Annotated in this window: 16 protein-coding genes; 6 read left to right on the forward strand and 10 right to left on the reverse strand. The window is 58.7% G+C overall.

What is annotated here, in order from left to right; genetic code table 11:
- The first annotated feature begins 92 nt into the window (after positions 1-92).
- The 5 genes from G6M89_RS08020 to G6M89_RS08040 are packed head-to-tail and all read left to right on the forward strand — an operon-like array spanning position 93 to position 7,720.
- Complete coding sequence (locus G6M89_RS08020) at positions 93-1,211, forward strand: hypothetical protein (RefSeq protein WP_165161262.1); 1,119 nt, start codon at positions 93-95, stop codon at positions 1,209-1,211.
- 35 nt (positions 1,212-1,246) lie between these two features.
- The gene (locus G6M89_RS08025) at positions 1,247-2,308 is read left to right on the forward strand and encodes a hypothetical protein (RefSeq protein WP_165161263.1); all 1,062 of its coding nucleotides are present in this window, start codon (positions 1,247-1,249) and stop codon (positions 2,306-2,308) included.
- Between the two features lies 1 nt (position 2,309).
- Entirely contained in the window at positions 2,310-3,020 is a 711-nt protein-coding gene (locus G6M89_RS08030; RefSeq protein ID WP_165161264.1) for a hypothetical protein, read from the forward strand.
- On the forward strand, positions 3,013-4,803 hold the full coding sequence (locus G6M89_RS08035) for an ATP-binding protein (protein WP_165161265.1): 1,791 nt from the start codon (positions 3,013-3,015) through the stop codon (positions 4,801-4,803). Before G6M89_RS08030 ends, G6M89_RS08035 begins: the two co-directional genes overlap by 8 nt.
- Positions 4,793-7,720: a PQQ-binding-like beta-propeller repeat protein gene (locus G6M89_RS08040; RefSeq protein ID WP_165161266.1), complete on the forward strand. Its 2,928-nt coding sequence runs from the start codon at positions 4,793-4,795 to the stop codon at positions 7,718-7,720. Before G6M89_RS08035 ends, G6M89_RS08040 begins: the two co-directional genes overlap by 11 nt.
- A 135-nt stretch (positions 7,721-7,855) precedes the next feature.
- Here G6M89_RS08040 and G6M89_RS08045 read toward each other — a convergent pair whose 3' ends face one another.
- The 9 genes from G6M89_RS08045 to G6M89_RS08085 all read right to left on the reverse strand — a co-directional run bounded on the left by G6M89_RS08045 (position 7,856) and on the right by G6M89_RS08085 (position 22,511).
- On the reverse strand, positions 7,856-10,207 hold the full coding sequence (locus G6M89_RS08045; RefSeq protein ID WP_165161267.1) for a hypothetical protein: 2,352 nt from the start codon (positions 10,205-10,207) through the stop codon (positions 7,856-7,858).
- Complete coding sequence (locus G6M89_RS08050) at positions 10,200-11,225, reverse strand: hypothetical protein (protein ID WP_206335462.1); 1,026 nt, start codon at positions 11,223-11,225, stop codon at positions 10,200-10,202. The genes G6M89_RS08045 and G6M89_RS08050 overlap by 8 nt, the downstream gene beginning before the upstream one ends.
- Complete coding sequence (locus G6M89_RS08055) at positions 11,226-14,171, reverse strand: hypothetical protein (RefSeq protein ID WP_165161268.1); 2,946 nt, start codon at positions 14,169-14,171, stop codon at positions 11,226-11,228.
- A gap of 9 nt (positions 14,172-14,180) precedes the next feature.
- A complete protein-coding gene (locus tag G6M89_RS08060; protein ID WP_165161269.1) occupies positions 14,181-15,413 on the reverse strand; it encodes a hypothetical protein in 1,233 nt (410 codons plus the stop codon).
- A 1-nt stretch (position 15,414) separates the two neighbouring features.
- On the reverse strand, positions 15,415-17,514 hold the full coding sequence (locus G6M89_RS08065) for a hypothetical protein (protein ID WP_165161270.1): 2,100 nt from the start codon (positions 17,512-17,514) through the stop codon (positions 15,415-15,417).
- Positions 17,511-18,584 (reverse strand): hypothetical protein, encoded by a 1,074-nt coding sequence (locus tag G6M89_RS08070; protein WP_165161271.1) that lies wholly within the window; start codon positions 18,582-18,584, stop codon positions 17,511-17,513. Before G6M89_RS08070 ends, G6M89_RS08065 begins: the two co-directional genes overlap by 4 nt.
- The gene (locus G6M89_RS08075) at positions 18,581-18,865 is read right to left on the reverse strand and encodes a hypothetical protein (protein ID WP_206335500.1); all 285 of its coding nucleotides are present in this window, start codon (positions 18,863-18,865) and stop codon (positions 18,581-18,583) included. The genes G6M89_RS08070 and G6M89_RS08075 overlap by 4 nt, the downstream gene beginning before the upstream one ends.
- Positions 18,862-20,151, reverse strand: a complete 1,290-nt coding sequence (locus tag G6M89_RS08080; RefSeq protein ID WP_165161272.1) for a cell division protein FtsZ — start codon at positions 20,149-20,151, stop codon at positions 18,862-18,864. The genes G6M89_RS08075 and G6M89_RS08080 overlap by 4 nt, the downstream gene beginning before the upstream one ends.
- 302 nt (positions 20,152-20,453) lie before the next feature.
- Complete coding sequence (locus G6M89_RS08085; RefSeq protein WP_165161273.1) at positions 20,454-22,511, reverse strand: DUF5518 domain-containing protein; 2,058 nt, start codon at positions 22,509-22,511, stop codon at positions 20,454-20,456.
- 399 nt (positions 22,512-22,910) lie between these two features.
- On the opposite strand from G6M89_RS08085, the gene G6M89_RS08090 reads away from it, so the two are divergent.
- Positions 22,911-23,798: a hypothetical protein gene (locus G6M89_RS08090; protein WP_165161274.1), complete on the forward strand. Its 888-nt coding sequence runs from the start codon at positions 22,911-22,913 to the stop codon at positions 23,796-23,798.
- A 1-nt stretch (position 23,799) separates the two neighbouring features.
- Here the strand turns inward: G6M89_RS08090 and G6M89_RS08095 are convergent, their stop codons facing one another.
- Positions 23,800-25,467 carry a cell division protein FtsZ gene (locus tag G6M89_RS08095; RefSeq protein WP_165161275.1) on the reverse strand — a complete coding sequence of 556 codons (1,668 nt, stop codon included), beginning with the start codon at positions 25,465-25,467 and terminating at the stop codon, positions 23,800-23,802.
- Between the last annotated feature and the right edge of the window lie 21 nt (positions 25,468-25,488).

A 25,488-nucleotide genomic window follows, 5' to 3' on the forward strand; every position in this document is an offset into this window, starting at 1 on the left:
CCGTCCAACCGTGGAATTAAATTCGTACGTGTTACCCCCTCAACGGCCGATGGGCGCAAGTTTTAGTATGCGAGCATGTGTGTCATTTTACAATGACTCTCTTACCTGTTGATACTGACGTTCTGGAAGATGTCTGTCGAGACATCGCACAGGACAATTACGGATTTATCTACGTCTCCGATCAGAAGGGGGAGATCAAATCCGCGTACGAGAGTTCAGACGTCGGGTTCGTCAACGCACGGTCGCTTTCTGTCAGTGATATGCGCAAGGCACTGGCCGAGATGGCGACCGACGAGTTCGTCGACGTTGAGCAACTTCGGGACGGCGTTTTCTACGTCGATCCGTTCGGTGTCAAAGGGAACATGAACATCACTCGCGAACTCACGAACTTATTCGGTCAACGTCTTGTTGTCACCGGCGAGACGCTCCGTTCGCGGTTTTCGCTGGCGATTGATGACATGGAGTTCTTCGCCGACGAACTCGCGGAACGAAACTACCTCCGGCGGATCACCGCTGGCAAACGCGATTACTACACAATCGGCCCGCAACTCAAAGAACACGCCGACGACGTCGGTCTCGACTCCCGACTCGAGCGAGAGGCGTCAGACGGAAAGATTGCCCACAGTGACCTCGAGAACGTCATCGACGTCGACGCAACCTCGGACGTGATTCGGTATCTCGATCGGGAGGGATACATTGTCGACCTGGATGGAGAGTATCTGGTCGAGGAGGCGCTCGACGAGTACGCTCGGTACCTGGCCGAAGAGATTGAAGACGCCGTCGAAGCGGTGTTCGAGGACTCGAGTTACGTGCTTCAAACCAACGAGTTTGACCGCGTCGTTGAAAATGAGATTGAGAGTCGGTTCGATGTTCTCTCGCAGGCTCGCAGTGTTCGCCGGGAACTCCTCGAGAGCACCGCCGATACACTGGTTGATCGCCTCGGTCTCGAGGCGGGACGGGAGATGGTCGAGGCGGTCGATCCGTTCGAGGACGTGGCCGAGGACCACGCCAGGCGGATTCGAACCGATCTGAAAGCCGATCAGGAACAGCTTCCTGGAACACTGCCGGAGTGGGTCGAACTGGCTGAGGAGTATTTCGAGGAACTACATGTTAGCAACGCGACGGCGGTCAACGAGTACGTTCGCGACGCAGTTCGAGAACGGTACCGAGAACTCGTTAATGAGGAGGAGTTCGGCGGAATGGCCGAATAATTGATACCAAAACGACATACAGCAACTGATCAACAATGCCGCAAAAATACGAATTCGAACGCATAGAAAGCGACGGACGGGAATACGTGATCGCGGATCCGGTCAACCAGACGGCTGACCCAGTCCGTCTCGACGCCAGGTGGATTGAGGGCGACGATATCGAAGGCGAGTGGGAACGTGCTGTTCGGGCGATCATCAAGACTGACTTGCTCGGTTCGATGGAACTTAAAGAGGGGAATGGGCGAATCGATCGCAGACAGGCAATCGAGACGCTCGCAGCCGCCAGCGACGAGGACGGCGATATCGTCACCAGCACGCAGCAAGCCGAGGCGCTGATCGAGTTCTTCGCTGACGAGGACATCCTCGAGTTACAAAGTGGACAGGTCGTGATGCTTCGCAATCCCGGCAAGAACCCCGAAGAGATAAATGGACGGATGATCCTGAACTGGGCGGCCGCAATCGACGCCTGTGTGGAAAAGATCACCGAGACTATCGGACGAGTCGACGACGCAAAGAAAAAACTTGAGAATCGGATCGACGACATCGACCAGGAATCAGGAAAGATCGACGAACATTTGGAAGAAACTGCCCAGGAACTCAGGAGCCTTGGCGATGGACCTGGCGTTCCGGACGATCCGTCGGCGCTTTCTCAGGACGAACGTGACCGCTTCCAACAGCTCAAACGGAAGCTGATCTACCACAAGAAGATGAAAGAGGCGGATCAAGAGAACTTAGCGGAGAAAGTCGAGAGCGGGGCCGATAGACTCGCTGATAACATCGAAATGTTGGAATCAGCCAAGACGACACTCGGGAACAAGCGAGAGCAGGTTCGTACTCAGGCGCTGAAAAAGCAGACGTTCCCAGACGAGGCGATGAACATTGTTGACAATATGGGCGAACTGACAACTCAACTTGCGGGTGTCGGCGGCATTCAAGAAGCAATCGAGCAGACGCCGGACCACGAAGTCGGCAGCGTGGTTGACGACGTCCTTGGCAGCATCGACGGGGTCGGTGAAACCGCACAGCAGACCGCTGGCGAGGAGATGCAAAGTGAGGCGGAACGGGAGGCGGAAGCGAACGAACTCGAGATGTCGTAGGATGCGTGCGGACTCGCTACTGCAAGGAATCCGACGGATCGATCGGCAGGGAGAACAGCTCCTCTCCTTGCGAACATTTTCAGGGGTCGAACTGGGTCACCGGATCGATGCGACGATGGACGCACTTGTCGATTTAGCCGAGTTGCTCCGCGCCGGGGCGCCGTTTCCACCGCGAGTGGAACTCGTATCGAATGCGGGCGGTGGTCGCAGCAGTCGAACGAACGTGACAAACCCAAACTGTACTGACGCTGATCGAGACGAATTCCCCCTCGTACGTCGCGTTCTTGAGACTAGTTACGAACGCGGTGGGGCGACAACCGACCAACTTGACCCGGGGATCGCCAACCGAGTTGTGACTGACGAACGGTTTGAGACAGTCGATTCCTGGGTTCTTGTTCCGCTTTCGGGCGCCGAACCGTACGCGTCTAACTGGCGTCCGGTCATCGAAACGCTCTCGGCCCGACTTGATAGAATTGTTGAGGATTTCAGGAGAATCGTCCGTCGGGTGCGGGCCGCAGAGACAGATCGCCTACTCATCAACGGCTGCGAGGCGGTCGTCGAGATGCTTGAGACACTGTTGCTTGTTGTTCAGCGAGCCGATGCTGATTCACGGTACGTTCGTAATCGGACTGACCAGCGCCAGGGAGAACTGTTATCGACGATCGAGCAAGCCACGACGCAGCTACAACCACAGAGTAACGACAATGCTTAATCTGACGCCAATACTGAAACGAGATCAGCCAACCTCGAAAATCAAAATCGGGGCGAAAAAAGTCGGTCCAAACACCGACACCGTCGAGATCCGTCACAACGATGGGCGGGCATTTTTCTATGTCGAGCCGATTGATGACTCAATTGTTGACGGTATCGGGAACAAAGTTCGAATGCACCAGAACGTCAAGACGGTGTTCGGGGGAATCGACCGTGGGACTGACTTTCTCGTCGATCCTGATGCCGGCAAACGTGACGTCGTAGAGTGTTCCAGAGCGAAGATTCACACGAGTGAAGTCGCCCCGGACGACCTCGAGCCGTTCCTCCGGGAGAACGATTACCTGTTACACCCGATGGAAGAGGTCGTTCCGAAAGGCGACGATCTGGCGACGTTCGAGGTTGCTGAGATGGAGCCCTCGGGCTACACCACGCTTCGAGTCACTCCGAACACGGACCTTGAGTTCATTGACGCCGGCGAACTGCGGGAACTGCGAGCAACGAGAAACGCAACCGGGCGCGGTCCTGGTGGCGGTGCGGGAGAAGGCGAAGCCGGCGATGATGAGGAGGTACAGGTATCGCTCGAGCCCAAGAAGCCGACAGTCAGCTTTGAGGAGGATGTCGCTGGGCTGCCGGAGGTGAAACGAACAGCGGAGAACCTGCTTGCGCTGTTTGATCCCGACGTTCGTGACGAGGTTGTCGAACGGTACGGTGACGAGTTCGCCTCGCGAGGTAACAGTATGCTGCTGTACGGGCCGCCTGGTTGCGGGAAGACGCTGATCTCTGAGGCAATCGCCTACGAGGCTAAATACAACTCAAACATTGAGGATAGCTACGGCGAGGTAAAGTTCCTCGAGATCAAGGGCAGCGACGTGCTCTCGAAGTACTCCGGCGAGTCCGAGAAACGCGTCGAGGCGATTTTCGAGAAGGCTCACGGAATCGCCCAGGAGGGGTTTGCTGTCCTCTTTTTTGACGAGGTTGATACCCTTATTCCAGACCGCGGTGACGACTCGTTGCAGCGCCACGAGCGGTCGCTGACTAACGCCTTCCTCCAGGAGATGAACGAGATCGAAGACAACCTCCTCGTAATCGGCGCGACGAATATGCCGTTTACGATTGATCCGGCTGCGACCCGGCGGTTTCCGATCCAGCAGTTCATCCCACAGCCCGATCGGGAAGTAATGGCCGAGGTCTGGCGGAAACATCTTTCGTCGATGACGGAGACTGAAACCATTGATTACGAGCGTCTCGGCGTCGCCTCGGAAGGATACACTCCGGCTGAAATCGCCGATCGCGTCCTCGGCAGCGATCTCCAGCGGGAGTTCGTCGAGAGCGTCTATCTTCCGGAACGAGACCCGATCGAGCCCGACACTGAGTACTTCGTTGATCGCCTCGAGCGGACCGATCCGAAGACGATTCGCCAGTACGTCGCTAGCGTCCGCACCAAGATCGACGATCTCGAGGGGTATCCAGAACTGCGCCGATACGTTGAGGCACAGGCGGACCGGTTGGGGATGCAACTCGGGAACGAACCGTCGTCGCTCGAGCGGCTGTTAGGTGGCGGCTCTGGCGGTAATTCTGCTAGTGAATCTGGCGGGGGCTCTGGTGGCGATTCCAGATCGGACGGCGCTCAAGCGAGGGACATGGACGGTTTCGCGATGACCGAGTCCGCAACCAGCGACGCCGTTGGAAGGGATGACGTTGGTGTTGACGGTGCTAGTGCCACTGACGGATCAGACGAAGACGGCTTTGAGTTCGGTACTGGGGGTGAGTCCGATGACCGATAACTACAGACAGGTCGGTTCCTTCGAGAGTCGGCGGGTTGAGGCTGTCGGTGTCGGCCACGATGTGATCGCGATCGGACTCGAGGATCGCCTCGAACTGGTTACAGGGAGTGACTCGACCGGGATCGACCACGGCGACCGGATCCTCGACGTTGCCGTTGCGGACCGGGTGATCGTTCTTTCTCCCGGCGAACTCACCACATACTCGCGGACGGGTGACCGATTGTGGACTCAGTCCGTCGAGGATGCCCATGCGATTGCTGCTATCACCAACGCAGACATCTGCGGCGTGCTCGGTCCCGATCGGGTATCTGGAATCGACGTCTCGAGTGGCCGCGAGCGATTCGACGTTGAACGATCTCGACCCGGTGGCCCTGATGACGCCCTTATCGCGGTTCCAACCGGGTTTTTGATCGCCACCTGGACGTTCCTCACCCATGTCGACGTCGAGGGACACGTCGACTTCGATCGTGACCTTTCGGCGGTCGTTCGAAGCGTTGGACGCTGTGATGACACGCTCGTCGCAGCCCTGCAGAGCGATCAACTCGTCGGGCTTCAGGCCGGTACCGGCGACCCGCGGTGGCGGACGGAACTCGAAGCAAACCACGTCGCACCGGTCGGCGAAGGCACGGTACTCGTGAGCACGACCGACGGAACACGGTCGGTCAGTTCTGACGGGACGACCGAACCGGTCGGCGACCTCCCTGGCGGCGAGACGTACACCACGCCCTCGGGGACACTCGTTTGTGCGGTGCGAGGCGGAACGGTAGCCACGTATGTTCACACGCGCGAGCAACTCGGCCTCGAGGTCGCGACCGAGACTGTCGGCATCGGTGGAACCATCGACATTCACGTCTCGAACCCGACGGATCGGGAGCGGACCGCAACGCTCACCGTTGACGTCACGGGCTGTTCGCTCTCGCCGGCGGAGCGGACGGTGTCCGTTGCGCCCGGAGTAACAGAACTCGTTGATTTTCCAGTGTCGGCGGTCCGCGCGGAGGGTGTGGCTGATCTCTCAATCGCCGTCGATGGCTCGGTGGCCTCCGAGACGTCGATTACAGTCGAAGACGCCGCTAGCGGGGGACTGGCTGTCGACGCCGCTCTTGAGACAGCGTCGATCGATGATGGCGTAGCCAAACTCGCGGTGACCGTCGAGAATGTTGGCGGCGTGGCGCTCGATTCGGTCTCGCTGCTCGAGACCGAAACCGGGACGGACGAACTCCAACCTGGTGAGACGTGGACGGGGTCGGTAACCCGACCCTACGAGCCCGATCGGCGCGTTTCAGTTGGCCTCGAGGTGTTTCGCGGGGATCGCCGTCGGGAATACGCGCCGACCTGTACGCTCCCTGCGCTCCCGACGATCGACGTCGAATCCGGTCGCGACGCGATTCGAGCGACGATCGTGACCGATGGCGACCCGCCGGTCTCGGATAGGCTGGTGATCGAGGTGCCCGGTGCCGGCCGTGTTCGATCGCCGGTGACGATCGACGGTGACGAACTCCTCGTAGTCGTCCCTCTGTACGAAGATGGGACCGCGCGTATCGCACTCGATGCAATCGATGTCGACGAGCGGGTCCAGGTCTCCGATTTGAGTCTGTTCACGACGTCATCGGGAACCAGGTCCACTCGCGAGCGCCGTGGTAACCGTTCCAGTTCTCGTTCCCGTTCCGACCCACCATCGCGCCAGCCTGGTTCCGATTCGCGCTCCGACCCCGGGTCTGACCCGGGAGCAGCCGATACGTTTGCTGCATCCGACCCGACTGACTCGAGGGGTCCGAAACGCCATCTCTCAGGCCCTCCAGACCAGAGCCAGAGCACCACCGCGACCGACGCTGACTCTCAATCACTTTCTGTAACTCGTCGCGTCGACGACTCTCTCGTGCTCGGCCACGCAGTCCGAGATCGTATCGTCGTCTCGGCAGTGGACGGTCGCGCTGAGGAGGTTTCGGTTATCATCGATGATGAACGGGTCGAACTTGGATCTGTTCCGGCTGGCGAAACGGCAACCGTAGAGCGCGCTGTCGGTGCTGTCTCCATCGACGGCGTGGTTCTAGCGCCCGCGACGGTCGAGGCTGGCGGAACCATCGTCGACCGGCTTCCCGAGCGCCGACTCGAGGTCTCGAGCGAGGGACTCGCCGTCAGGGCAGCAGTCGACCCAACGGACGGAACCGTCGTCGCAGATCTGGCGAACCGCGACGACCGCAACTGTCGGGTGCTTGGCGTTGAAATCGACGGACCGAGCCGTCCAGAGTCGATCGACGAGCGACTCGAGGCTGGTGCAACGGCGACCGTTACCGCCTCTCTCGACACTGTCGGCGGAGATGGGCGCGGATTGGGTGTTGAACGCGACGCCGTTGGCCTCTCGATCGCCGTTCGCTACGACGACGGCAAAGAGGAGACGATTGACGCGCTGGCGGCGGTGACGCCGCTCGAGGGGGGTGGAACGGCCACCGGCTCATCGTCGCCCGAGAACATGTTGCTCACTGCCGCCATCGGGCCTGAGACTCAGGCTGCGGGAGAGTACGGTTCTGTTGTGCTCGTCTTCAAGAACGAAAGCAACCGACCGCTGCTGGATGTCTCAGTGTCAGCAACTGGCGACCCAATCAATGATATGTTTTATTCCGAGGCGCGCCGCGGCGAACTGGCGGCCGGTGACTGGATCGAACATTTCGTCGACTTGGAAAGTGGTATTGACGAACCGACCTTCGAAGCAACCGTGAGCTACATGCTCGAGGACAGTTCTGAACGAGCGTATACCGTCCGTGCGTCAGGGCCAGCAGTCACCAACGAAGCGGAGTGGACTGACGACCATCTCGCGGCGTGGTCTGTCGAACGACTTGACGAGGCGACAGCTGGCAACGAGACCCTCTCGGTCCCCGAATTACCGTCGTCGCTGTCAACGTCGCTTCGTCGGCGGTAGCTTTCTTTTCAGGATTTCACCTCGTTATCTGGCACTGATGCCATTGAAACAACTTCCGTAAGTTACGGTTCCGGTTCTTCTTGCTCTGAAACTGAGACGATTCGGAATAGACGGATCGATGCTTGGGTCTGATACCTACATGAGGAAGTCGCCAGTGACCGACTCGCGAGCGTCGCGGAGGTACCAGTACATCCGTCTGGAGATTCGGGTGACGATTCCGATGGCAACGAGCCCGTAGACGCCGGTGGCGACGAATAACGACGTCTGCGCGATAGTGAGCGACCCGCTTCGGTCCTCGTGTTCGCTTGCAACTACTTCGGCGCGGCTGGATTCACCTGCATCCTCAAACGCAGTCACCGACGCATCATATGAATCGTGTAACTCGTCGGTTCTGTCGGTGAACGTGTCGTACTCCGCCGGATTGACCATCAACGGCTGGCCAAGTACTGTCACGAACTGCTCGGACTCCATCGTCTGCCAGGTATCTTCGCTCGACTGGGCCGCCCCTTCACCGTCTGAGACCGCCTCGGAGTACTCCTCGAACGCCGACTCTGCATCGCTCTCGAGTGCGTCCGCGCGTTCGTCGTCACCCTGCAGGAGGGCAATACGGGCGAGCTCTCGTTGGATCGTCGCCTCCTCAAGCAACGAGAGTTCGCCGGACTCGAGGCGCTGTTCGTAGTGGGCTTCCTGTGCGTCGATCAACTCTTCCAGATCCGCTTCGGCGGTCTCGAGGATGGCCTCACTGTCGTCACGTTGTTGGTCGCCCTCGATCTGGTCTGCGTAGAGCGTCATCGTGTTGTAGGCGGCCGACGACTGGACAATTTCAGCCTGTGCCTCCTCGTGGTCGTCGTCGTCAACCAGCTCGTTTGCCTCCTCTGCGGCGTCGAGGTAAAGCGTCGACGCGCTGCCGAAGGTCAGCACCGTCGAGATGTCGTCATCGTCAGCCTCGCCGGCTTGCATCTGCTCGTCCATCGTCTCGACCATCTCAAGGGTTCCGTCGGCAACAGGCCCACTGTGACCAGAGAGGTCGTCACGGATCGGATCGAGGTCGAGCGGAACCGGCGAGGCAGAAACGGAGATGGATTCGGCTTCGACGCCGTCACCGTCAGCGGTGTGAACCCATTCGTAGTTCTCGCCCAGTTCAGCATCCGTATCGAACTCGAGGTCGAAGACGACGTCGTCGGTTTCGCCGGCTGACAGCGACGTTGGTTCCTCTTCGACGACCAGCCACTCGTCGGGCCCCTCATCTTGGGCTAACTCGAGGTCGTCAATGTCGTTGTAGCCGAGTTCTTCCTTGAGTTCGGTCGCGACTTGCTCGCTCTCACCAATCGCCACCTCGCCGATTGAGACGCTCTCAACGGTAAGTTCGGTCTCATGTATGATTTCGATATCACCGTCATACGTTCCATCGTCGGTGTCAACATCGTCGGCGCTCGCAGTCGCAGAGAAGTCGTACTCGCCTTCCGAGAGATCGGTGTCCGCGGCGACGACGACGTCTATCGTTTCGCTCGACTGCGCATCGATTTCATCGGGAACATTCTCGGTGTCGACGCTGATGTCGGCGTTCGACGCTGATCCCCTTATGCTACCGACCTCGAGTGGCTCATCGCCGTCGTTCGGCACGTCCAACTCGAGCGTCTGCGTGATCACGTCATTTTCGTCCCTCGGTTCGTCAAAGACCATCGTTTCCTCGAACTCGAGGGTCCCGTAGTAGCCGGGATAGATCACATTCGCCTCGACATCGACCTCACGGGCCTCGTCAGGGTTGTTCTCGTCCCAGAGGTCGACCGTCCAGGACAGTGACTCGTGTTGGTCCGCGTCGTCATCGACTGAGACCTCCCATTCAGCGGTGTCCTCGCCGCCGGGATCAGTCTGGACGCCGTCGCTCCCGCCCCAGCCGCCACTGCTGCTCAAATCGTCGAAGCTGAGATCGGCGTCGGGGTCATCGCTGACGATATCCCACTCAACGCCGTCGAGTCCCTCGTCCCCACCGAGTTCCTCAACGACGAACTCGTCGGACACCGTTTCGCCGACGAGAATGTCGCCGGCGTCGAGGGGTTCGTCCTCGAAACCAGGAAGCGGCGGTTGCGATTCGACGGTCACGTCAAACGAGAACGGTTCGCCGTTCACATCTCCGGAAACGGAGTATGTATCGGGGTCGGCGTCGTCGTCCACGTCAACCTCGAGATTGACGGTTTCGGTGTCGCCCGGCGGGATTGTCACGGTTGTTTCCTCGACGTCGAACGGCAGTCCGGTATCGTCAACGGAAATATCGGCGTCGACGTCGTCGGCCTCTTCTTCCTCGCCAGTGTTGTCGATCGTCGACACTTCGATCGTGGTTTCGTCACTCTCGCCGGTCAGTATCTCGACGTCGTCGTTCCCAGTGACGTCGATGACTTCACCAGCCTGCGCCACCGGTAGTGTCCCCAGTATTGCCACTACAACGACGGCAAGAATCGCGAGTGTCGCAACCGTTCGCCTAGACATCGCCATCACCCACCGTCACAACCGAACCGACTTGCGCCCTGTCGTATGTTCGTTTCCAGAGGAAAATCCGCCCAAGGAGGACTGTCCCCAACAAGCCGACGATGATGCCATATCCTACGAGTACCGAGGTCGATGCGACCGCGAGCGAGAGATGGGCGTTCCCGGCCTCCTCGTCGATCGTCGCGAGTTCTTCCTCTCGCTCCTCTAATCCATGCGTTTCAGCCTCTCCACGGACGTCTCCGACCTTGGCATTGACCGATTGGATCTCTTGATACCTCTCGAAAGTCTCGAGGGCGTTCGGCGCACCGGCGACGGCGCTGCCCACGTTATCGCAGTCCACACAGTCCCCGAAGAACGCCTCAGCGTCATTCTCAGTGTCGTTCATTTCCTCGAGCGCGGCCTCGTAGGCTGCGGTCTCTTGTTCGACTTGCAAATTGAACTCCGCTGCCTCGTCGGGCATGTTCGCTCGCTCGTAGGCTGTCGCGGTCAGCGAGAGCAGGTCGAGTCGATCTGGCGTCCGATCAACGGCTTCAGCATCATCGTGAAGGCCGTCAGCCAGCCCTTCGTAGAACCGCGTCACTGCAAGATCGGCGAGTGTTGCCTGAGTCTGTTCGTGCTCCTCGAGTTCGTCGACGTGACTGTCGACCTCTTCAGCGTACTCGAGGCTTTCCTCGTAGTCGCCGCCCTCCGCGTGTTCGTACGCCTGCTCGAAGGCGAGCATCGTCTGGCGGACGGCTTCGAGTTCGGCTTGTTCGTCTGCATCGAGGGTGCCGATTTCCTGTACTTGCGTGACGGCGAACGTCCGAAGGGTTTCGAACTCGTCGTACTCTTCGTAGGCTTCGGTTCCTTCCATTGCACGGAACTCGTCGAAGTACTCGTTCGCTGTCTCTGGCTCGTCCGCGGCGACGCTCGCGACGAACAGAGTCGCCGTTGCGACGGCTGCGACGGCAACGATCGCAACGAGGATCACCGATCGAGCGCTGGGTCCAGTCGTGTTGGTGTGTGTCTGTTCGTACATCTAGAACACCGTCCGTGAGAGTCGTTCGCGGAGGAAATCGTGCTCAAACATCTTTTCGACCGAATCGAGCACGAGCAGGGACGCATAGACAATGGCTATCGCGTCGTCACCACGGTCGGTGTCACCGACCATATCCCAAGCGCGCCGGTGCATCTCACGCGCCGGTGCAACCTCGGAGACATCTTGACGGGCGTCTTCGATCTGACCAGCGACGGCCTCGTAGCGTTGTTTGAGCTCGTTACGCTGGCTCATCGGATCGTCTGCAAGCCGCTCGAGCAGTTCCTCAAGATCGTGTTCGCCGCGCCACCGAGCGCCGGAACGCGGTTCGGACATATCTGCGCAGGCGGCAAAGAGATCGATGTTGCGTTTCGTTGTCATCGCATCATTAATCGCATCGGTCGTCTTTGCAGCAGCCTCAAGCACGGCGTCAGCGACCGAATCGGGGTCAGCGCCGGCCCCGGCGAAGTGATGGCCAGCGTCTGGCATCGATTCAACAGTCTCGAGCATCGATTCGACAACCGACGCGTAGTAGGCTGGAATCGACGTATCACGCCCGGAGTGTGCCGAAAGCGACCGCAAGTCGTCCCGGATTCGGGCGATTTGATCCTTGTGGGTTGGTGAGAGCGTCCAGGTGAACTGCGCATCGACGTCAACCCGCGCCGTGTCACCTTCCCGGATGACGACGTCAGTTTCGCCTTGGGCGAAGATATCCGAACGGTTGCCGGGCGAAGAGATCCCGACCCGGTACGTGCCGACGAGCACGTCATCTCGGGTTGCGACCCCGTCTCCACCGGTCGTCTCTTCGAATCCTTCAGAGCGGTATCTGAGGAACTGTTCGTTCTCGGCCGGCGTCACTCGAAGCGCCATGGACTCCGTCGCGACGCCGTCAATTCGTGAGACGATCTGCATGCGCCCAGTTCGCGGCGCGAGTCTGACCCTCCCGTCGGCACGTCGATCAAAGCGAACGGTTTTCGACTGCTCGTGGTACTTTTCATGATCAAACTCGGCCTCGAGGTGCGTACTCGAGTCGTCGGTTGGTGGCTCAATGGTAACCCGGCCGCGTTTGTCCGTTGCTATCGAACCATCGGTGGTGCGAACCGTTGCGTTCGGGATCGCCTCACCGCTCGCCTGATCGACCACGGCAAGCGTCGTCGCGGAGGTAACAGTGAGGGTGGCACTCGCACTTCGATGACTGATCTCGACGGGGTCGGACCTATCAGTGCCACGTTCGGCGACCAGTTTCCACGCGCCGCGGCTGGGAAGGCGGATGTTTCCTCCGCCCCCGCTAATCTGTTCTTTCCCAGCCCGGCTGCCGTCGCCTTTCTCGTAATAGACCGTGATCGGCTCTGTTATCGGGTCGCTCCCGTCGGTGATTGCTACATCGGCCGTAAATCCTGTCGGTCCCGCGGCGAATCGCTTTCCAAGCAGATAGTACGACGTCGGAGCCAGCACCGTCGCAAGGAGAACACCGCTTGCAGCAATTCCGTGGGTGAGTGAATCTATCGGTTGAACGCTGTCTGTCATCAGAAGGACGATCAAGGTCGTCGCAAGCGTCAGGCAGAATCCGATCAGACTTGCGAGGCCGACCGTCACCGGCGTCGGAGAACCGCCAAAACGAGCCCCGACAACGCCGATTCCGAGCCCGAACGCAAGCGAAAGTACGACTGGTGTGGCGAGTTGCCCAGCACTGAGGACGGCCCCCATCGTGTCGCTCTCTTCATCGGTCTCTCCAGGAGTCGACTCCTCGAGTGTGACCGATGCCACACCGGCTGGCGTTTGCAACAAGAGTGAGTCGTCTTCGGTCAGCGCGCCGTCTTCGAGAGTGACCGAAAGACTGCCATCCTCGTCGATCCCATCGGTGTCAAGTGACTGCGGCTGATCGTCTTCTGACTCGAGAACGGCGCTTGTCACCTCGAGATCGGCAGCCCACTCATTCTCATCGAACATGACGGTCGAGTCACCGCCCTGAACTGTCCCCATCATCTCGAACGCGCCGTTGTACTCGAGTTCCGTCTCCTCAAGTTCGAAGTCATTGCCGGTGACGTCTATGTCTATGGTTGCGTCAGGTGATAGTGAGGAAAGTTCGAGGGCACCAGGCTGACTCGGTTCGACGGAGGAGCTCACGTACTGACCGTTGCCGTCATCAGCGACGATGTCGTACGTTTGTCTGTCCACGAGCAGGGGATGCCAGAAGACGAGTTGATCGTCAATCGAACGCAGTTCGGCTTCGAGGATGTGGGGGTCTTCGGTAACGGATTCATCGTCGGCCCGTACATCGACTCCGATTTCTGATTCGACCGATACGTCCTCGAGTGCCTTGAGTTCCTCACGCTCGAGAGCGAGTTGGCTGGCGTTAGCGCTAACGATGCCGGTGAGCGGCGCCTCCTCGTCGCCGTTTACAACGACGGAAACCTCATCCCCGTCGGCGACACCGGTCGTTGCCGACTCGTAAAGCGGAACACGAAGTATGTCGCTTTCGCCCTCGTTGACGGCCTCGTCGATCCACACAGGTGCCTCGGAGGCAAACGAGACAGCGTGGAGTCCGACCGGTACGCCGTCGACGAGCGTCTCTTCGTCTTCGTCAGTCACGGCCGTGACGGTGACGTTTGGATCAATGAGCGACGTTCCGCCAACGGTTCCCTCTTCGGGTTGGGTGACGTCGATGTCGATTTGGCTTTCGTCAGTCGCGTTCTGTTCGTACAGCACGTCTGTGTCCTCAACAGTGACGCGTACCTCGTTGACGTCGCCGTCGACATCCGTGAGCCCAATGCTCAGATTATGACCGCTTCGTTCGATTGCGTCTTCGCTGTCGTCTTGACTGTCTTCACCGACCGCGACGTCAGCGATTACCGCGCCGGCGAACGCAATCGCGATGACGAGAAGGAAGACCGTCAGTAGTCGTCGGGCGCTCGAGCGTTGATCGGCGTGGGTTCCGTGTACTACCATCGGTCACCGTCACTCCGCGTTCCGTTCGACGTACGATTCGAGGTTCTCGACAATACGATCGAGTTCCGTGCGTGTGAGGTCGCCCCCACCCCCGCTTCCCCCCTGGCCAGCGAGGCTGTCGCCGAGCATCTCAAACTCGTCTCGAGAGTGCTCGAGTAGCGGATTTAAGTCAAACCCGCCCAGCAACAGTAGGACGTCGACGTCGCTGCCTCGTCCGCGTTTAGGCGTCAGACTGGCTTGGCCGGCAACGTTGATGCCGTGTTTGTCTGTCCAGTCCTGAAAGGCACTGTAAACGTCCGGCTCGGTAATCTCCTCGTTGTCGATCATGCTTTCAGGTGCGCGGACGATAGCGTATGCCGCCTGCGTGGTGGCGACATCCATCGGAACGTACGTGTTCTCTGCGGCCTGATCAAGCATGTACTTGAGTTCGTAGACATCGCCGTTGAGGTCCGTCGCGACGGCAGGCGTGAAGTGGTAGGCGTCCATCTGGGACGGAATCGTGACGTAATCTTTGATATCGATCACGCTGTGGGTCTCGCGTCCGGCTCCGATCATCAGGTCAACCGCGGTGATGATCGCGTCGTTGATCGAGTCGTAGTGACGCCCACTCCCACGACCCTCGTCATCGAGGTGGGAGTTCGCTGCGAGCAGAACCATGTCGGCGTTCTGGTTTCCGTCAGCGTTCCGGAGCAACCGCGAAAGCCCGGAGACAGCGTTGAAGTGTCGTTGTGGCGGCTCAGTGTAATACGGCCAGACGCCGAATGCTGTGTGGATCACGCTGTCCATCCAGTCTTCTGACGCTCCGTCGTCATCCAAGTCGGCGAGGCCGTTTTTGAACTGATCAACAGCGTACGGAATCGACCCGTTTCCGGTGCCTCCTCCAAGCGTCGCAACGTGCATGAACGCATCAGCTCCATTGAAGTCACTAATTCGCCTGACGATGCGATCCAGGTCCTCTCGAGCACAGGCCTCCCCATTCGGGAAGAAGTTGCCGGCCCCCTGCTGAGTCCCGAACTCCAGTGCGTGTGACTGCATCATCTCCTCTTCGCCTTGATCAGACGCCATCTCGCCCCGCATTCGGTCGATTGTATTCCGGAGGTCAGCCCGGTTCGTATTCATTACCAGAATGCGGTCATCGATCCCCGGATTCTCGCTACGGTTGAAAAACTGCGAGGCGATTCGGCCGCCTCCCTCTCCCGACGCAATGACGCTCCATCTCGTAAACGTATCTATCTGTGCCATATTATTGTGATTCAATCGCTGTTTCGCTTGTCGTCACGCTGTACTCTCCATCACCGTTGATCTCGCGGACAACGTCCCGTATTACCGGCCTCGGAACCGGTGCAGACAGGAAGTTCCGCTCGAGGTCGTCGTACGTCAGCCGGTCGCCCGACTCCAGGTTGTACCGCAGGACGTTGGTCAGCTCCCGCTCGAGTTCTGCCCTGTCGTAGACGACGATTTCGTCGCCATCCTGACACACCGCATAGCTCGTTTGCTCGCTCCAGACTGCGAGCAAACACGGGGCGTGGGAGTCTCGAACGGGGAGGTCCATCTTGGTCGAGACGTACCCCTCGTCGTCGAACAGTTCCTTGAGGTGTGGGCGCATATCCCCTAGGACAGCCACCATGTCAGTCTCGACACCCTCGCAGAGTTGATCGCGAAGATCTCGTTCGGCGAACTCCACGGTGATTTCGCGATCCTCGTTGACGCGTACCGCTCGCTCGATGGGTGCGAACGCTTCGTCACCCGGATCTGCCAAGAGCGTATGAGTCCCTTCGGGAACGTCGACAAACGTCGCCTTCCCGGCAATCCGGGTTTTGACAGTTTCGCTCGCCGCGTAGCCATCCGTCAACTCGAGCGTCGCCGTTCGGACATCGCCGCCTTTCTCGTAGGTCACCGCAATATCGAGGTCATAGGTCTCGACGTCGCCACGTCTGAGCACGGGCACCGCAGGATCGAACTCGACACCGTCGTTTCGACGGAAGTAGAGCCCGAGGAACTGATCGGCGTGACGCATCGGCAGATCGTCGCCGACCACCTCACCCTCCTGTTCGAGTGTTGTTTGAATCGTGTCAGCGACATCACCGTAGGCGTCGACGACCGCCGCCTTTGTGCTCGCCGTCTCAAGGGCCGTACTCAATCGGTCTGCAATCTCTCCCCACCGTTCAGCGAGCCCCTCGAGATCGTCGGCATCCTGCAGTTCGTCGACGTGTCGTTCGTCAACGATCTCTGGCTCGGAGTAGTAGCCGGAGGGAAGTTCTGCATTCCGCAACGTCTCCACGTCGTCTGCGAGGTCGCGTTCCATCGCCGCAATCATGTCGATACACGTCCGACGCAGTTCCGATCGTGGACGACTCAATTCGGACAGATCCAGCGCCGAGTCGAGTTCCTCGATGGTCGAATCGATCCGATCGATATCGTCGACGTACTCGGCGTTGACGTACGCCTCGACTTCAGCGTCTTTAACCGTCTCGACTAACCCGCGCATTGCGTCGCGTTCGCTTTCGAACGAGCCGGAGAATTGATCACGAAGTCGGTCACGGGCCTCGAGGATCCGCTCGACGGCCGTTCCAAAGTCGGTGCGTTCGAGGGCCGCCTCGGCCTCTTTTAGCTCCTGCTCGATAGCGTTGCCATCGTCAGGTCGCGTTCCGCCTCGTCCCATCTCGCGGACGGTTCCGATCGCCGTCCTGACGATCTCGACTGCCTCCACTCGAAGCGCGTCGATTGCGTCTCGACACTCTGGTATCGTTGCACTCTTGTCTGGTTCGAGTTCGGGGTAGGAGCCACCGGCTCCGTCGATGAGACCGACATCCGCGAGGCGATCGATAGCGTCCTCGATGCGGTCTTGTTCTTGTGCGCCAAACTCCCGGAACGACGATTCGACGTCCTGCTCGATCGTTTCGATCTCGGTCGAAAGCCGCTCAAATTCCTGAAGATCAGCGCTTTTGACTCCCTTTCCGAGGTCGAACGCGCCCGTCTCGAGATCGAACGTAACGCCTTCCGTGCGGAAGTCGCCCGCGATCGATTCAAGCTGCGCGTCGACGCCGGCATTCCACTCTGGATAGTCGTTCTCGAGATCGTTTATCTGTCTGATGCACGCCTGAAACTCTTCTGCAATCGACCGGGCGCGCGTGCGGACGAATTGCTGTTCGCTCGTGCCGCTACGGGCAACGACGCCGCGAACGTACAGCGTAATTCCTGTAACGACGATTAGTGGGATGCCGACGAGGACGAACCAAGTCGCGGCCTGCGAACCGGACCAGACGAAGACGCCAGCTCCAATCGCTGCCGCGACGACGACGAGCGCGCCGACTCCTGCAGCCGTCTTTGCGTTCCCGCTCATCGAATCACCCTGAACAAGTCGAGGCCATCACCGAGCAGAACGGTCAAGACGACCAGTCCTGCAATCACGAGTGCGGTCCCGACCAGCATCGGCAACAGCGCCGTCTTTCGATCGTAGTTTACGTTCCGACTCAGTTTCATTTTCTCCTCGACACGCCGTGCTGCCACAAGCGGTATCGCCGCCCCGGCAACCGCACCGACAAGCAGTCCACCGATCAGCGATCCGAACAGCGAGAACTGAACTGTCGATTGCGGCTCGGTTCGTTCGTTCGCAACCGCGTCACGGTACTCGCTGGTTGCATCCTCGAGCGCCGCAGTTCGGTCCGCTTGCTCTGTTTCGATCACGTCGATCGCACTGAACGTTCCTGTCGTGTTCCCCGCCGCCGCTTCCGCGTTCAAATAGTCGACAATTTTGGTTTCGTTCGTCGTCATAGCCTCGTGTCGGTCCTCGAGCTTTTCGAGCGTCTTTGCTCCCGCCTCGAGGTCGAGTCCGTCGTCGCTCGCGGTCGTTTCGTTCAGTTCCTCAATGCTCGCCGTGAGATCCTCGCTAGCCCCGAGGTAGTTCTCTTCGTGGAGTTCGTACTCCGATCCAGTTCCGGCGATCCAGTCCACACCTGCGAACGCTTCGTCAGTCGCATACTCGCTCGTGGCGACCGTCACCGTGATCGCCTCGGGCGTCTCTTCGTACTCAGGGACCGTGACGGCGTCCTCGAAGACAATCTCGTCGGTGATACCGACAACGACGAACTCGTAGTGCTCATCACTCTCGGTCGGTCTCTCGGTCACCTCAAGGCCCTCGAGCTCACTTTCGTTGAGCCACTCATCTTCGGGTTCGTCGTCCGCGTCGCAGAACACTACTTCAACCGTCGAGTTGACGTGAAGCTCCAGGTTTTCGTCAGGTTTGTAGGTCTCGTCTGCGACGACGCCAACGACGGCTGGTTCGTCGACATCTTCACAGTGGTCCTCGACGGCCGCAACGGAACCCGTCGCAGCGACGGCGACCGCTACCAGCCCAATCGCGAACAACGCCACGGCAACGACGATTCGTCCGTCATTGCTGGTCTCGTTCATCCCAATCGTCCCCCAATTTCCTTGTTTTTGTACCAGTAGGTCACGCCGCTTGCGACGACTATTCCGACTCCAAGCCCCAGCAGAAGGCCCCCGCCCACGACGAGCAACGCCTGGTCAGCGAACTCGTGGGTCAACGCCGCGGTCTCCGTCGCAGTGATATCGTCTTGTATCGACAATTCGCCCGCTGAGTCGCTCGCTCCGGCGACAGCAACGAAACCGAACCAAAAGACGGCAAGCACACTCGCTCCGAACGTTGCCCGTCGTGTCCCACCCCACCTCATGCCAGTAACTCCTCCGTCTCCCGCTCGTAGGCGTCGGCCGCCGCCTCGATCTCCTTGAGTCGGTCGATATCTTCTCGGCGATAAGTCAACAACGTCGTCACCGATGCCAGATTCCGGTCACTAAGTGCAACTCCCAAGTTCACCTCATTCAGCCCGCAACTGCGCTCAAGGAACTCCTTAACGGTCCCTGTCTCGACGCTGTGTGAGCCGCCGCCGAGGGTCGCACTCGGCGCTCGGATCAGTGCGATGGCTTTCTGTGCGTCCTCAACATCGGCGTTTGCGAGCGTCTGTTTCGACGCCGACAGCCGCGAGAGTGCAGCGCTGTCGATGTTTCGCTTTCCGACGAACGGTAACAGGTAGCCCGAAAGCGACCGCGTCATCGTTACCGAACGACCGATTGCGCCGTAACCCGGCGTCGACTCCTCGGTGCCGACGCCGAACGAGAGCGACGTCACGATGTCACGAACGTCAATGTCCGGCGTGTCGATGCCGTCAACCTCACTTGCGTCGACGCTGCTCAACATCGGCCCCGCAACCATGTCGTGGATCGCCGTCGCAACGTACTCGTTGTACTCACCGAACTCTCCGCCCGCAGAGGCGAGGTACGAAATCCGCTGATTATCCATCAGAATTATCCCGTCAACCTCCTCCTCGAGGCGCTCGAGCCCGTACCGTGCGTTCCACGCTTGTCGACCAGCGCTCGGGCCGTCGTCGTCTGAACTAGCTCCTCCTCTCGTGTTTGGCAGGACGGCGACCGCGACGACTTTTGTTTGCCCGTCAGTAAACGATTTGATCTCTCGGGCCAGATGCGGACCGATCCCGCATCCAGTTCCCCCGCCTAGTCCGAGAAAGAGAAACGCAAACTGAATCGTGTTGGATCGACTAGGGTCGGTTTGGACGTCTTCTGCCCCTTCGGAATCGTCTGCTCTGTCGTACCCGTCGTCGAAACGCTCCCCGAAAATCGTCTGGAGTTCAGACGCATGCTCGCTCATCACCTCGTCAGCTTCCACCGGATTGCGCCCGAATCCTCCCGTGACCATCTCTTCGAAGCCCGGTTCGGTCCCCTGAACCAGGCCGTGCTGTTCTGCGACACCGTACTGATCTCCGGCGGGAACATTCGACAGGTTCTGTAAGTCTCGCATCGTCGAATTGAAGACCATTGGACGACCGAGCGTCGAAATGTCGGTTGACTCGAATAGCCCTAACATCGAGTCGTCGGTGTAATCAAAAATTGAGTCGACGATCGCTCCCCCGGCCTGTCCCGCCCCAACAAACAGGTACGTCATTTTCGTATCAACCGGTTGTTTATTTCGAGTGAAGAAATAGTTACTAAACGGTACATTTCTCGACAGTAGTTAGTACTCGAGTAGTCAGTAATAAAAATACTGGCTGAATACGATATTTCGTTTTATCCAGGTCATATTTGGTTATTTGTACGCTATAGGTCAAACATCTATATCTCAGAAATATGGAAAATACTCCAACCATATTGCCTGAAGTGATTATTTGGCCGCTGTCACTACTATACTAGAAGATGATTGGAACTGCCAACTGAGACAGGGACTCGCCACCCGCGTAATCAAGCCGACTACCCGCGTAGCCGACGAAGCATCACGCTGTACTCGTTTCGCTCGTAGAGTTGCTCAATATAGTCAAGGAGTTCCTCGGACGCAGAAAGGACTCCGGCTGCCTGTTCTGGCTGTCGTCCCTCGAGCGCGGCCGCTTCGTTGCGCAGTTCCGCAGCCAACGAGAGGAAGTGCTTTGGTATCGTGTGGTTGTGATCTGCCCGAACGGTGATGTACTCGTCTTCTATCGTTTCGATCCGCCGGTCGACAGCCGTCGTGAGTCGGTCGAAATCGACCGAACCATCACTGGGTCTGGCCCTGGACAGTCGTGGGAGTAGCGTTCGATCATAGAATGTACTCTCCTGATAGATCGCGTACAGCTGTACGTCGTCGATCTCGTTTCGATCGACCATTGCCTCGAGTTCCCGGACGCGGTCAGCGAGATGGCGATACACAGCTCCCTCCTCACGCTGGAGTTCTCCATCGAGGGAGTCGAGTCGCCGGCGAACGTCGCGCTCGCCAATGTCTGCGATTGCCGCTTGTAAGTCAGCGAACTCATCGAGTGAGTCAATCGTTGCGCGCAACACGTCCGTCAATTCGTTGCTGTGCCCACCACCAAGAACCTCGAGCAACTCGCGGGACTGCGCGCTCTGCGGGCGCGCTGACCGCTCGAATTCAGCAATGGTCTCGGTCACCGATTCGTCCGCTCCCGACGCCGCAAACACGATTTCGTTCCGTTCGAGTGCCCTTGCCAGTTCGGCGGTTCGAGACTCAATGTCGGTCGAGCGAATCGTCAGATCGTCCGCCTGTTCGGCTTCTTGACAAAGCTTTTTGGCCGCCTCCCGAAGTTGCTCTCGTTTCCGTTCAACGGTCTCGAGCGTTTCCTCGCGCTCGCGCCCTCGCTCGAAAACCGGCACTAACGCGGTAGCCAGATCGCCGTTCGTCCCGGTTAGCCGTCGACGGGCGGACTCGAGTTCTCGACTCGAAGACGGATCATCGATTGCATCGACTGCGTCGATCACTGCGACAGCCGAGTCGATGACCGCGACCGCATCACTCAAAACGGTCTCGACGCGGTCGCTTGACGCGTCGGAATCAGAGAGGGTCCGACAAAGTTGGCTTGCAACGGCCGACTCGGGCCGTTCGTGCTCGGCAACCGTCTCCGCAGCAGTTGCCGCCACACTCGGTTCGGTGTCGTCGCCACTCTCATCGTCCTCGTGTCCCTGCTTGCGCTGTGGCCCTTGAGCGTTGGTCCCTGCGGTCCGCAGGCTCGAGTTCGACTCGGCGTTTGAATGGGATTTCTCAGCTGTTGACTCGAGCGGTGATTCGACGCCACACGCGGGACAGAAACTTGCATTGGTCGAGACAGTTTCCCCACAAGCGGAACAAGGTTGGCCGTTCGACCAAGGGGCCGATCCGCTACGTTCGCCATGCGTTGGTGTCCGGTCTTGCTCTCTGTCCGCGGATGTCGGCCTTCCTTTAGACGTCGACGGTATGGAGGCGTTTGGTTTCGATCGCGTCTCTTCGGTCACGTCGTCCGAATCGGCATCGTTCGCCGCAGCCGATGTTCTCTCAGTGGTGTCGTCGACGTCAGACTTGGCATTTCGGTGTTCCGAGTATGTGTCTTTCACGTTATCGACAGTGTTAGCCGCCTCTGCGGTTTTTTTCACTGTTTGGTCGGTCGGTACGGGCGTTGTTCGGACTTTCTGTGCGATCCAGCCGCTGACGAGTCCGCCGATCATTCCCAGCGTAACGGAGTGTATCACGATTATCCCGACGAGAACGATGAGACTTCCTGCAAGCAGATCTCCCAGGAACGGCACGTCGGCTACCATGCCCGCGAAGAACACGCCAAGTATAATGGCGGGAAACGTCATCGCCAGTCCCTTAAGAAAACCGGACTTCAGTCCGCCGAGCGGTCCTCGGTTGATAATATAGGCTGTCGTCGCCCCGCCGAGGAGCGGTGCACCGATTTGTACAACCGGGATGAAGTAGACTATTTTGGTCACAATCACTCCCGCAAGGATTGCTTTCAGCAACTTCCCGGTCCCCTCGCCTCCCTTATTTGTAGACTCGCTCATTAGTCATCCCAACCGCCAATTACTAACCATCTGTTAAAAATTTGTGTGTGGATTCGCTTTCCGAACCGTTGAAAGAACGGTTTGCCTACCGCCTTTGCTCTCGTTCCTTGTTTTGTTCCGTCCGGAATTGGGCGGGTAGCGGTTCCCTTTTCAGATATTGGCGATCACCAGTTACGATTACTGCTACTCGCCCTGTACGTTCCTGTCGAGTCGTACACCGACCTGCTACCCGTTCCAGAACCTATGTAGAAACCAGTTATGTGTCTGAATATGATATGTGTACTATAGAACCAAATATATATGCTAGTCACAGTGATTGCACGGCAGCTGTGTCATCAGGCCAGCCCCGGTTCAGCTTTGAGCCAATAGTTTTACTAATTCTGCGCCGAGGGTCATCGTATGGTGGGAAGTGTCATCGATTCACTTCGTGCCAGCAGCGCCGGGATCGCACTCGCACTGGTGCTTGCGACGGTTGCTCCGCCGGCATTGTCGATCGGTGCAGGCGCCGTCGCCGTCGTCATGATTGTTCGACGGATCGATGGCTACCGACCCTATGCCTGGTCGGGAACGATCTTCGTGCTCGGCCTTGCAGTATCGATCTGGTTCGTCTCAACCAACGCTATCACCTACGATCGGACCGCCTTCGTCTCATTACTTGGATTCGGATTCCTCAGCCTCATTGTTCTTGGAGTTCGCGCGGTCGTTCGCGGCACAATGGATCGGACACTTCGACACGTTACCGACGAGACTGCGAGCGCACATAGCAGCCATGCTGGCGCAACCGTTTTTGGAACGCTGCTGGTCGGCAAAGGCGTATTGTTGACTAAAGAGCGCATCGCCCGCTCAGGAACCGTCGGGATCGTCGCACCGGTGGCAGCAGTACTCGATGCGGCCGGCATTACTTTCGAAGCACCTGGACTGTGGCTCATCGACGGGAGCCTCAACGTCGTTACACTGACGTTCATCGGGGCCATCGTCGTCGGCTTTCATACGCTCTCGTCGTGGCACGCCGTCTTTCGACTCCGACAAACCGACGCAGCCCGATCAGCTGCCGACCGCTCGAGGCGGGTTGCAGCTACAACGACCAGAAACGCAGGCAGACACTCTCGTCGCGCAGCACGCGCCACGAAAACAACATCGATGTCGACCCTCGAGCAATCTCGAGCCACATTGGCTGCCATAGTCGAACAATACAGGTCGGATGAGACTTCCTTTTCTGACCGATCAGCATCGACCGACGTTGATGCCTGCGCCGACAACCGTGGAGCGAATCGACCGGAGGAGTAGCTTATCCCATGTTCTCGCGTCCCAAACAGGAGAACAGCGCTTCGACATGCTCCCACGTCTCCCGCACGTTCTCTGCTTGCTGTGTGTTCCCCTCTTGTTTGAGTGTTCTGGCGTGTTCGTACATCTCGTCGAGTGACGGCATCTCTGGGTTCCACAATGTTCCCCAGAGGAATACGTCGTCGAGGTAGGGCGTGACGAGCTGTTTGACGTGGATGTCGACTGACTCGATACCGCTTACGGTGCCCGCATCGAGGAACTCTTCGTCAGCGATGATACTCGAGAGGGTCCCATCGGAAACGTACTCTGAGACCGCTGCCATCTTGTCTTCGGGTCCGTAGACGAGGAAGGTCCCACCCCAAGCCGTCGTCGGATCAAACTCTGCGAGCTTATTTTGGAACAATGCGTTTCGAACGAGGATTTCAAGTTTTGACTCATCGAACGAACTCGCACGCGACCGACCAAGGACGGGCGCGAGGATTACTGCCGGCGTGAACTCGCTGTCGGGGTCGCGCTGATACTTGTCCTGAACCGGGCGGAAACTGTCTGCCGGGTCAAAGACGTCGCCCATAATCGACATCGTCGCGTCACGGTCGAGGAACTGCGGCACTGACGACATTGTAAACGCTTCGAGGAACGCCACGAGCGGCCTGTTAATTTCGCGGTACTGGGGCGGATTGTACTCCTCGAGACGGTTGATTCGTGGCCGGATGTCTGCCTGGACGTTCTCCAAGCGATTATTATCGAAGGGGATTATCGCGTCCACGGAGCGGGAAGCCCGGGCTAAACCCACAACCCCATTCACTTTCGCCCGCCCACCAAACTCTGAGTACTCGGTTCCCTCTGAGGGGATGACGATGCTGCTAAACAGCGGTTTCGGAACGACGAAATCCTCTTCGACCACTTCCTCGCGGAGTTTCTCAGCCAGCACCGGCGTCGAGCCACAGCCCGTGCCCTTTGTGACGCTATGGACGAACATGACGGCCTGTGAGTCCTGAATCGCCTGCGGCTTGAGATCCCACCGCTCCCGGAAGGGATCTCCTCCGTCGGCGAAGTCGGCCTCGACAAGTTGCTCGCCAATATCCCAGCGATAGCCGGCGCCCGCGTAGTCGTGCTTTCCCTGCCCGATGATACAGTTCGAGAGGAGGTCGTGTCGACTGTACTCTTTTTCTTCTTGGGCATAGTAGGTCTGCTCGAGTTCGCTGATGTTTGTGTTTAGCGGACCGTAGCCGGCAAGTCCGCCATTCCAGATGCGTGCTCTCCGTTCGTTATTCTCCGCTAAGGTATCTCGGCGCAACAGGATCGCGTCGAGGATGTTATTCCCCGCGCCGCCGACGCCGATGAGGTACCACTTTTTCCCGTACGATGAATCCATCAGGTCGTCGCTCGGCACCGCAGTCGATCCACGGGTTCCGATTTCTCCGTCACCGAGTCCGTTCCCTTCCCTCAGATGGCCGCCAGCAGGTCCGTTCCGGTCGCTCGCATTAGAACTGCTTTTTGGTCCTGTTCCCGCCTCGGACTCGGGCTCCGCGAACACCTCTTCTTGTAACTCGGGGTACACTTGCTCGACTGACGCCGGTTCGTCTCCGTGAGCCGCCCGAACGTGCTCGAGGAGTGTCTCTCGATTCCACTCGTTCGCTCGTTTCATGCAAATTTTACAGATGGAAGTCATACATTCGGATATCGTACTCGT

It is taken from the genome of Natronolimnobius sp. AArcel1 (assembly GCF_011043775.1).
Lineage (GTDB): Archaea > Halobacteriota > Halobacteria > Halobacteriales > Natrialbaceae > Natronolimnobius.

Coding starts and splice junctions, on each gene's coding strand:
- G6M89_RS08025 (WP_165161263.1), top strand. CDS start 1,247: ATGCCGCAAAAATACGAATTCGAACGCATAGAAAGCGACGGACGGGAA.
- G6M89_RS08070 (WP_165161271.1), bottom strand. CDS start 18,584: ATGAACGAGACCAGCAATGACGGACGAATCGTCGTTGCCGTGGCGTTG.
- G6M89_RS08050 (WP_206335462.1), bottom strand. CDS start 11,225: ATGTACGAACAGACACACACCAACACGACTGGACCCAGCGCTCGATCG.
- G6M89_RS08060 (WP_165161269.1), bottom strand. CDS start 15,413: ATGGCACAGATAGATACGTTTACGAGATGGAGCGTCATTGCGTCGGGA.
- G6M89_RS08085 (WP_165161273.1), bottom strand. CDS start 22,511: ATGAGCGAGTCTACAAATAAGGGAGGCGAGGGGACCGGGAAGTTGCTG.
- G6M89_RS08065 (WP_165161270.1), bottom strand. CDS start 17,514: ATGAGCGGGAACGCAAAGACGGCTGCAGGAGTCGGCGCGCTCGTCGTC.
- G6M89_RS08030 (WP_165161264.1), top strand. CDS start 2,310: ATGCGTGCGGACTCGCTACTGCAAGGAATCCGACGGATCGATCGGCAG.
- G6M89_RS08095 (WP_165161275.1), bottom strand. CDS start 25,467: ATGACTTCCATCTGTAAAATTTGCATGAAACGAGCGAACGAGTGGAAT.
- G6M89_RS08045 (WP_165161267.1), bottom strand. CDS start 10,207: ATGTCTAGGCGAACGGTTGCGACACTCGCGATTCTTGCCGTCGTTGTA.
- G6M89_RS08075 (WP_206335500.1), bottom strand. CDS start 18,865: ATGAGGTGGGGTGGGACACGACGGGCAACGTTCGGAGCGAGTGTGCTT.
- G6M89_RS08040 (WP_165161266.1), top strand. CDS start 4,793: ATGACCGATAACTACAGACAGGTCGGTTCCTTCGAGAGTCGGCGGGTT.
- G6M89_RS08090 (WP_165161274.1), top strand. CDS start 22,911: ATGGTGGGAAGTGTCATCGATTCACTTCGTGCCAGCAGCGCCGGGATC.
- G6M89_RS08035 (WP_165161265.1), top strand. CDS start 3,013: ATGCTTAATCTGACGCCAATACTGAAACGAGATCAGCCAACCTCGAAA.
- G6M89_RS08055 (WP_165161268.1), bottom strand. CDS start 14,171: ATGGTAGTACACGGAACCCACGCCGATCAACGCTCGAGCGCCCGACGA.
- G6M89_RS08080 (WP_165161272.1), bottom strand. CDS start 20,151: ATGACGTACCTGTTTGTTGGGGCGGGACAGGCCGGGGGAGCGATCGTC.
- G6M89_RS08020 (WP_165161262.1), top strand. CDS start 93: ATGACTCTCTTACCTGTTGATACTGACGTTCTGGAAGATGTCTGTCGA.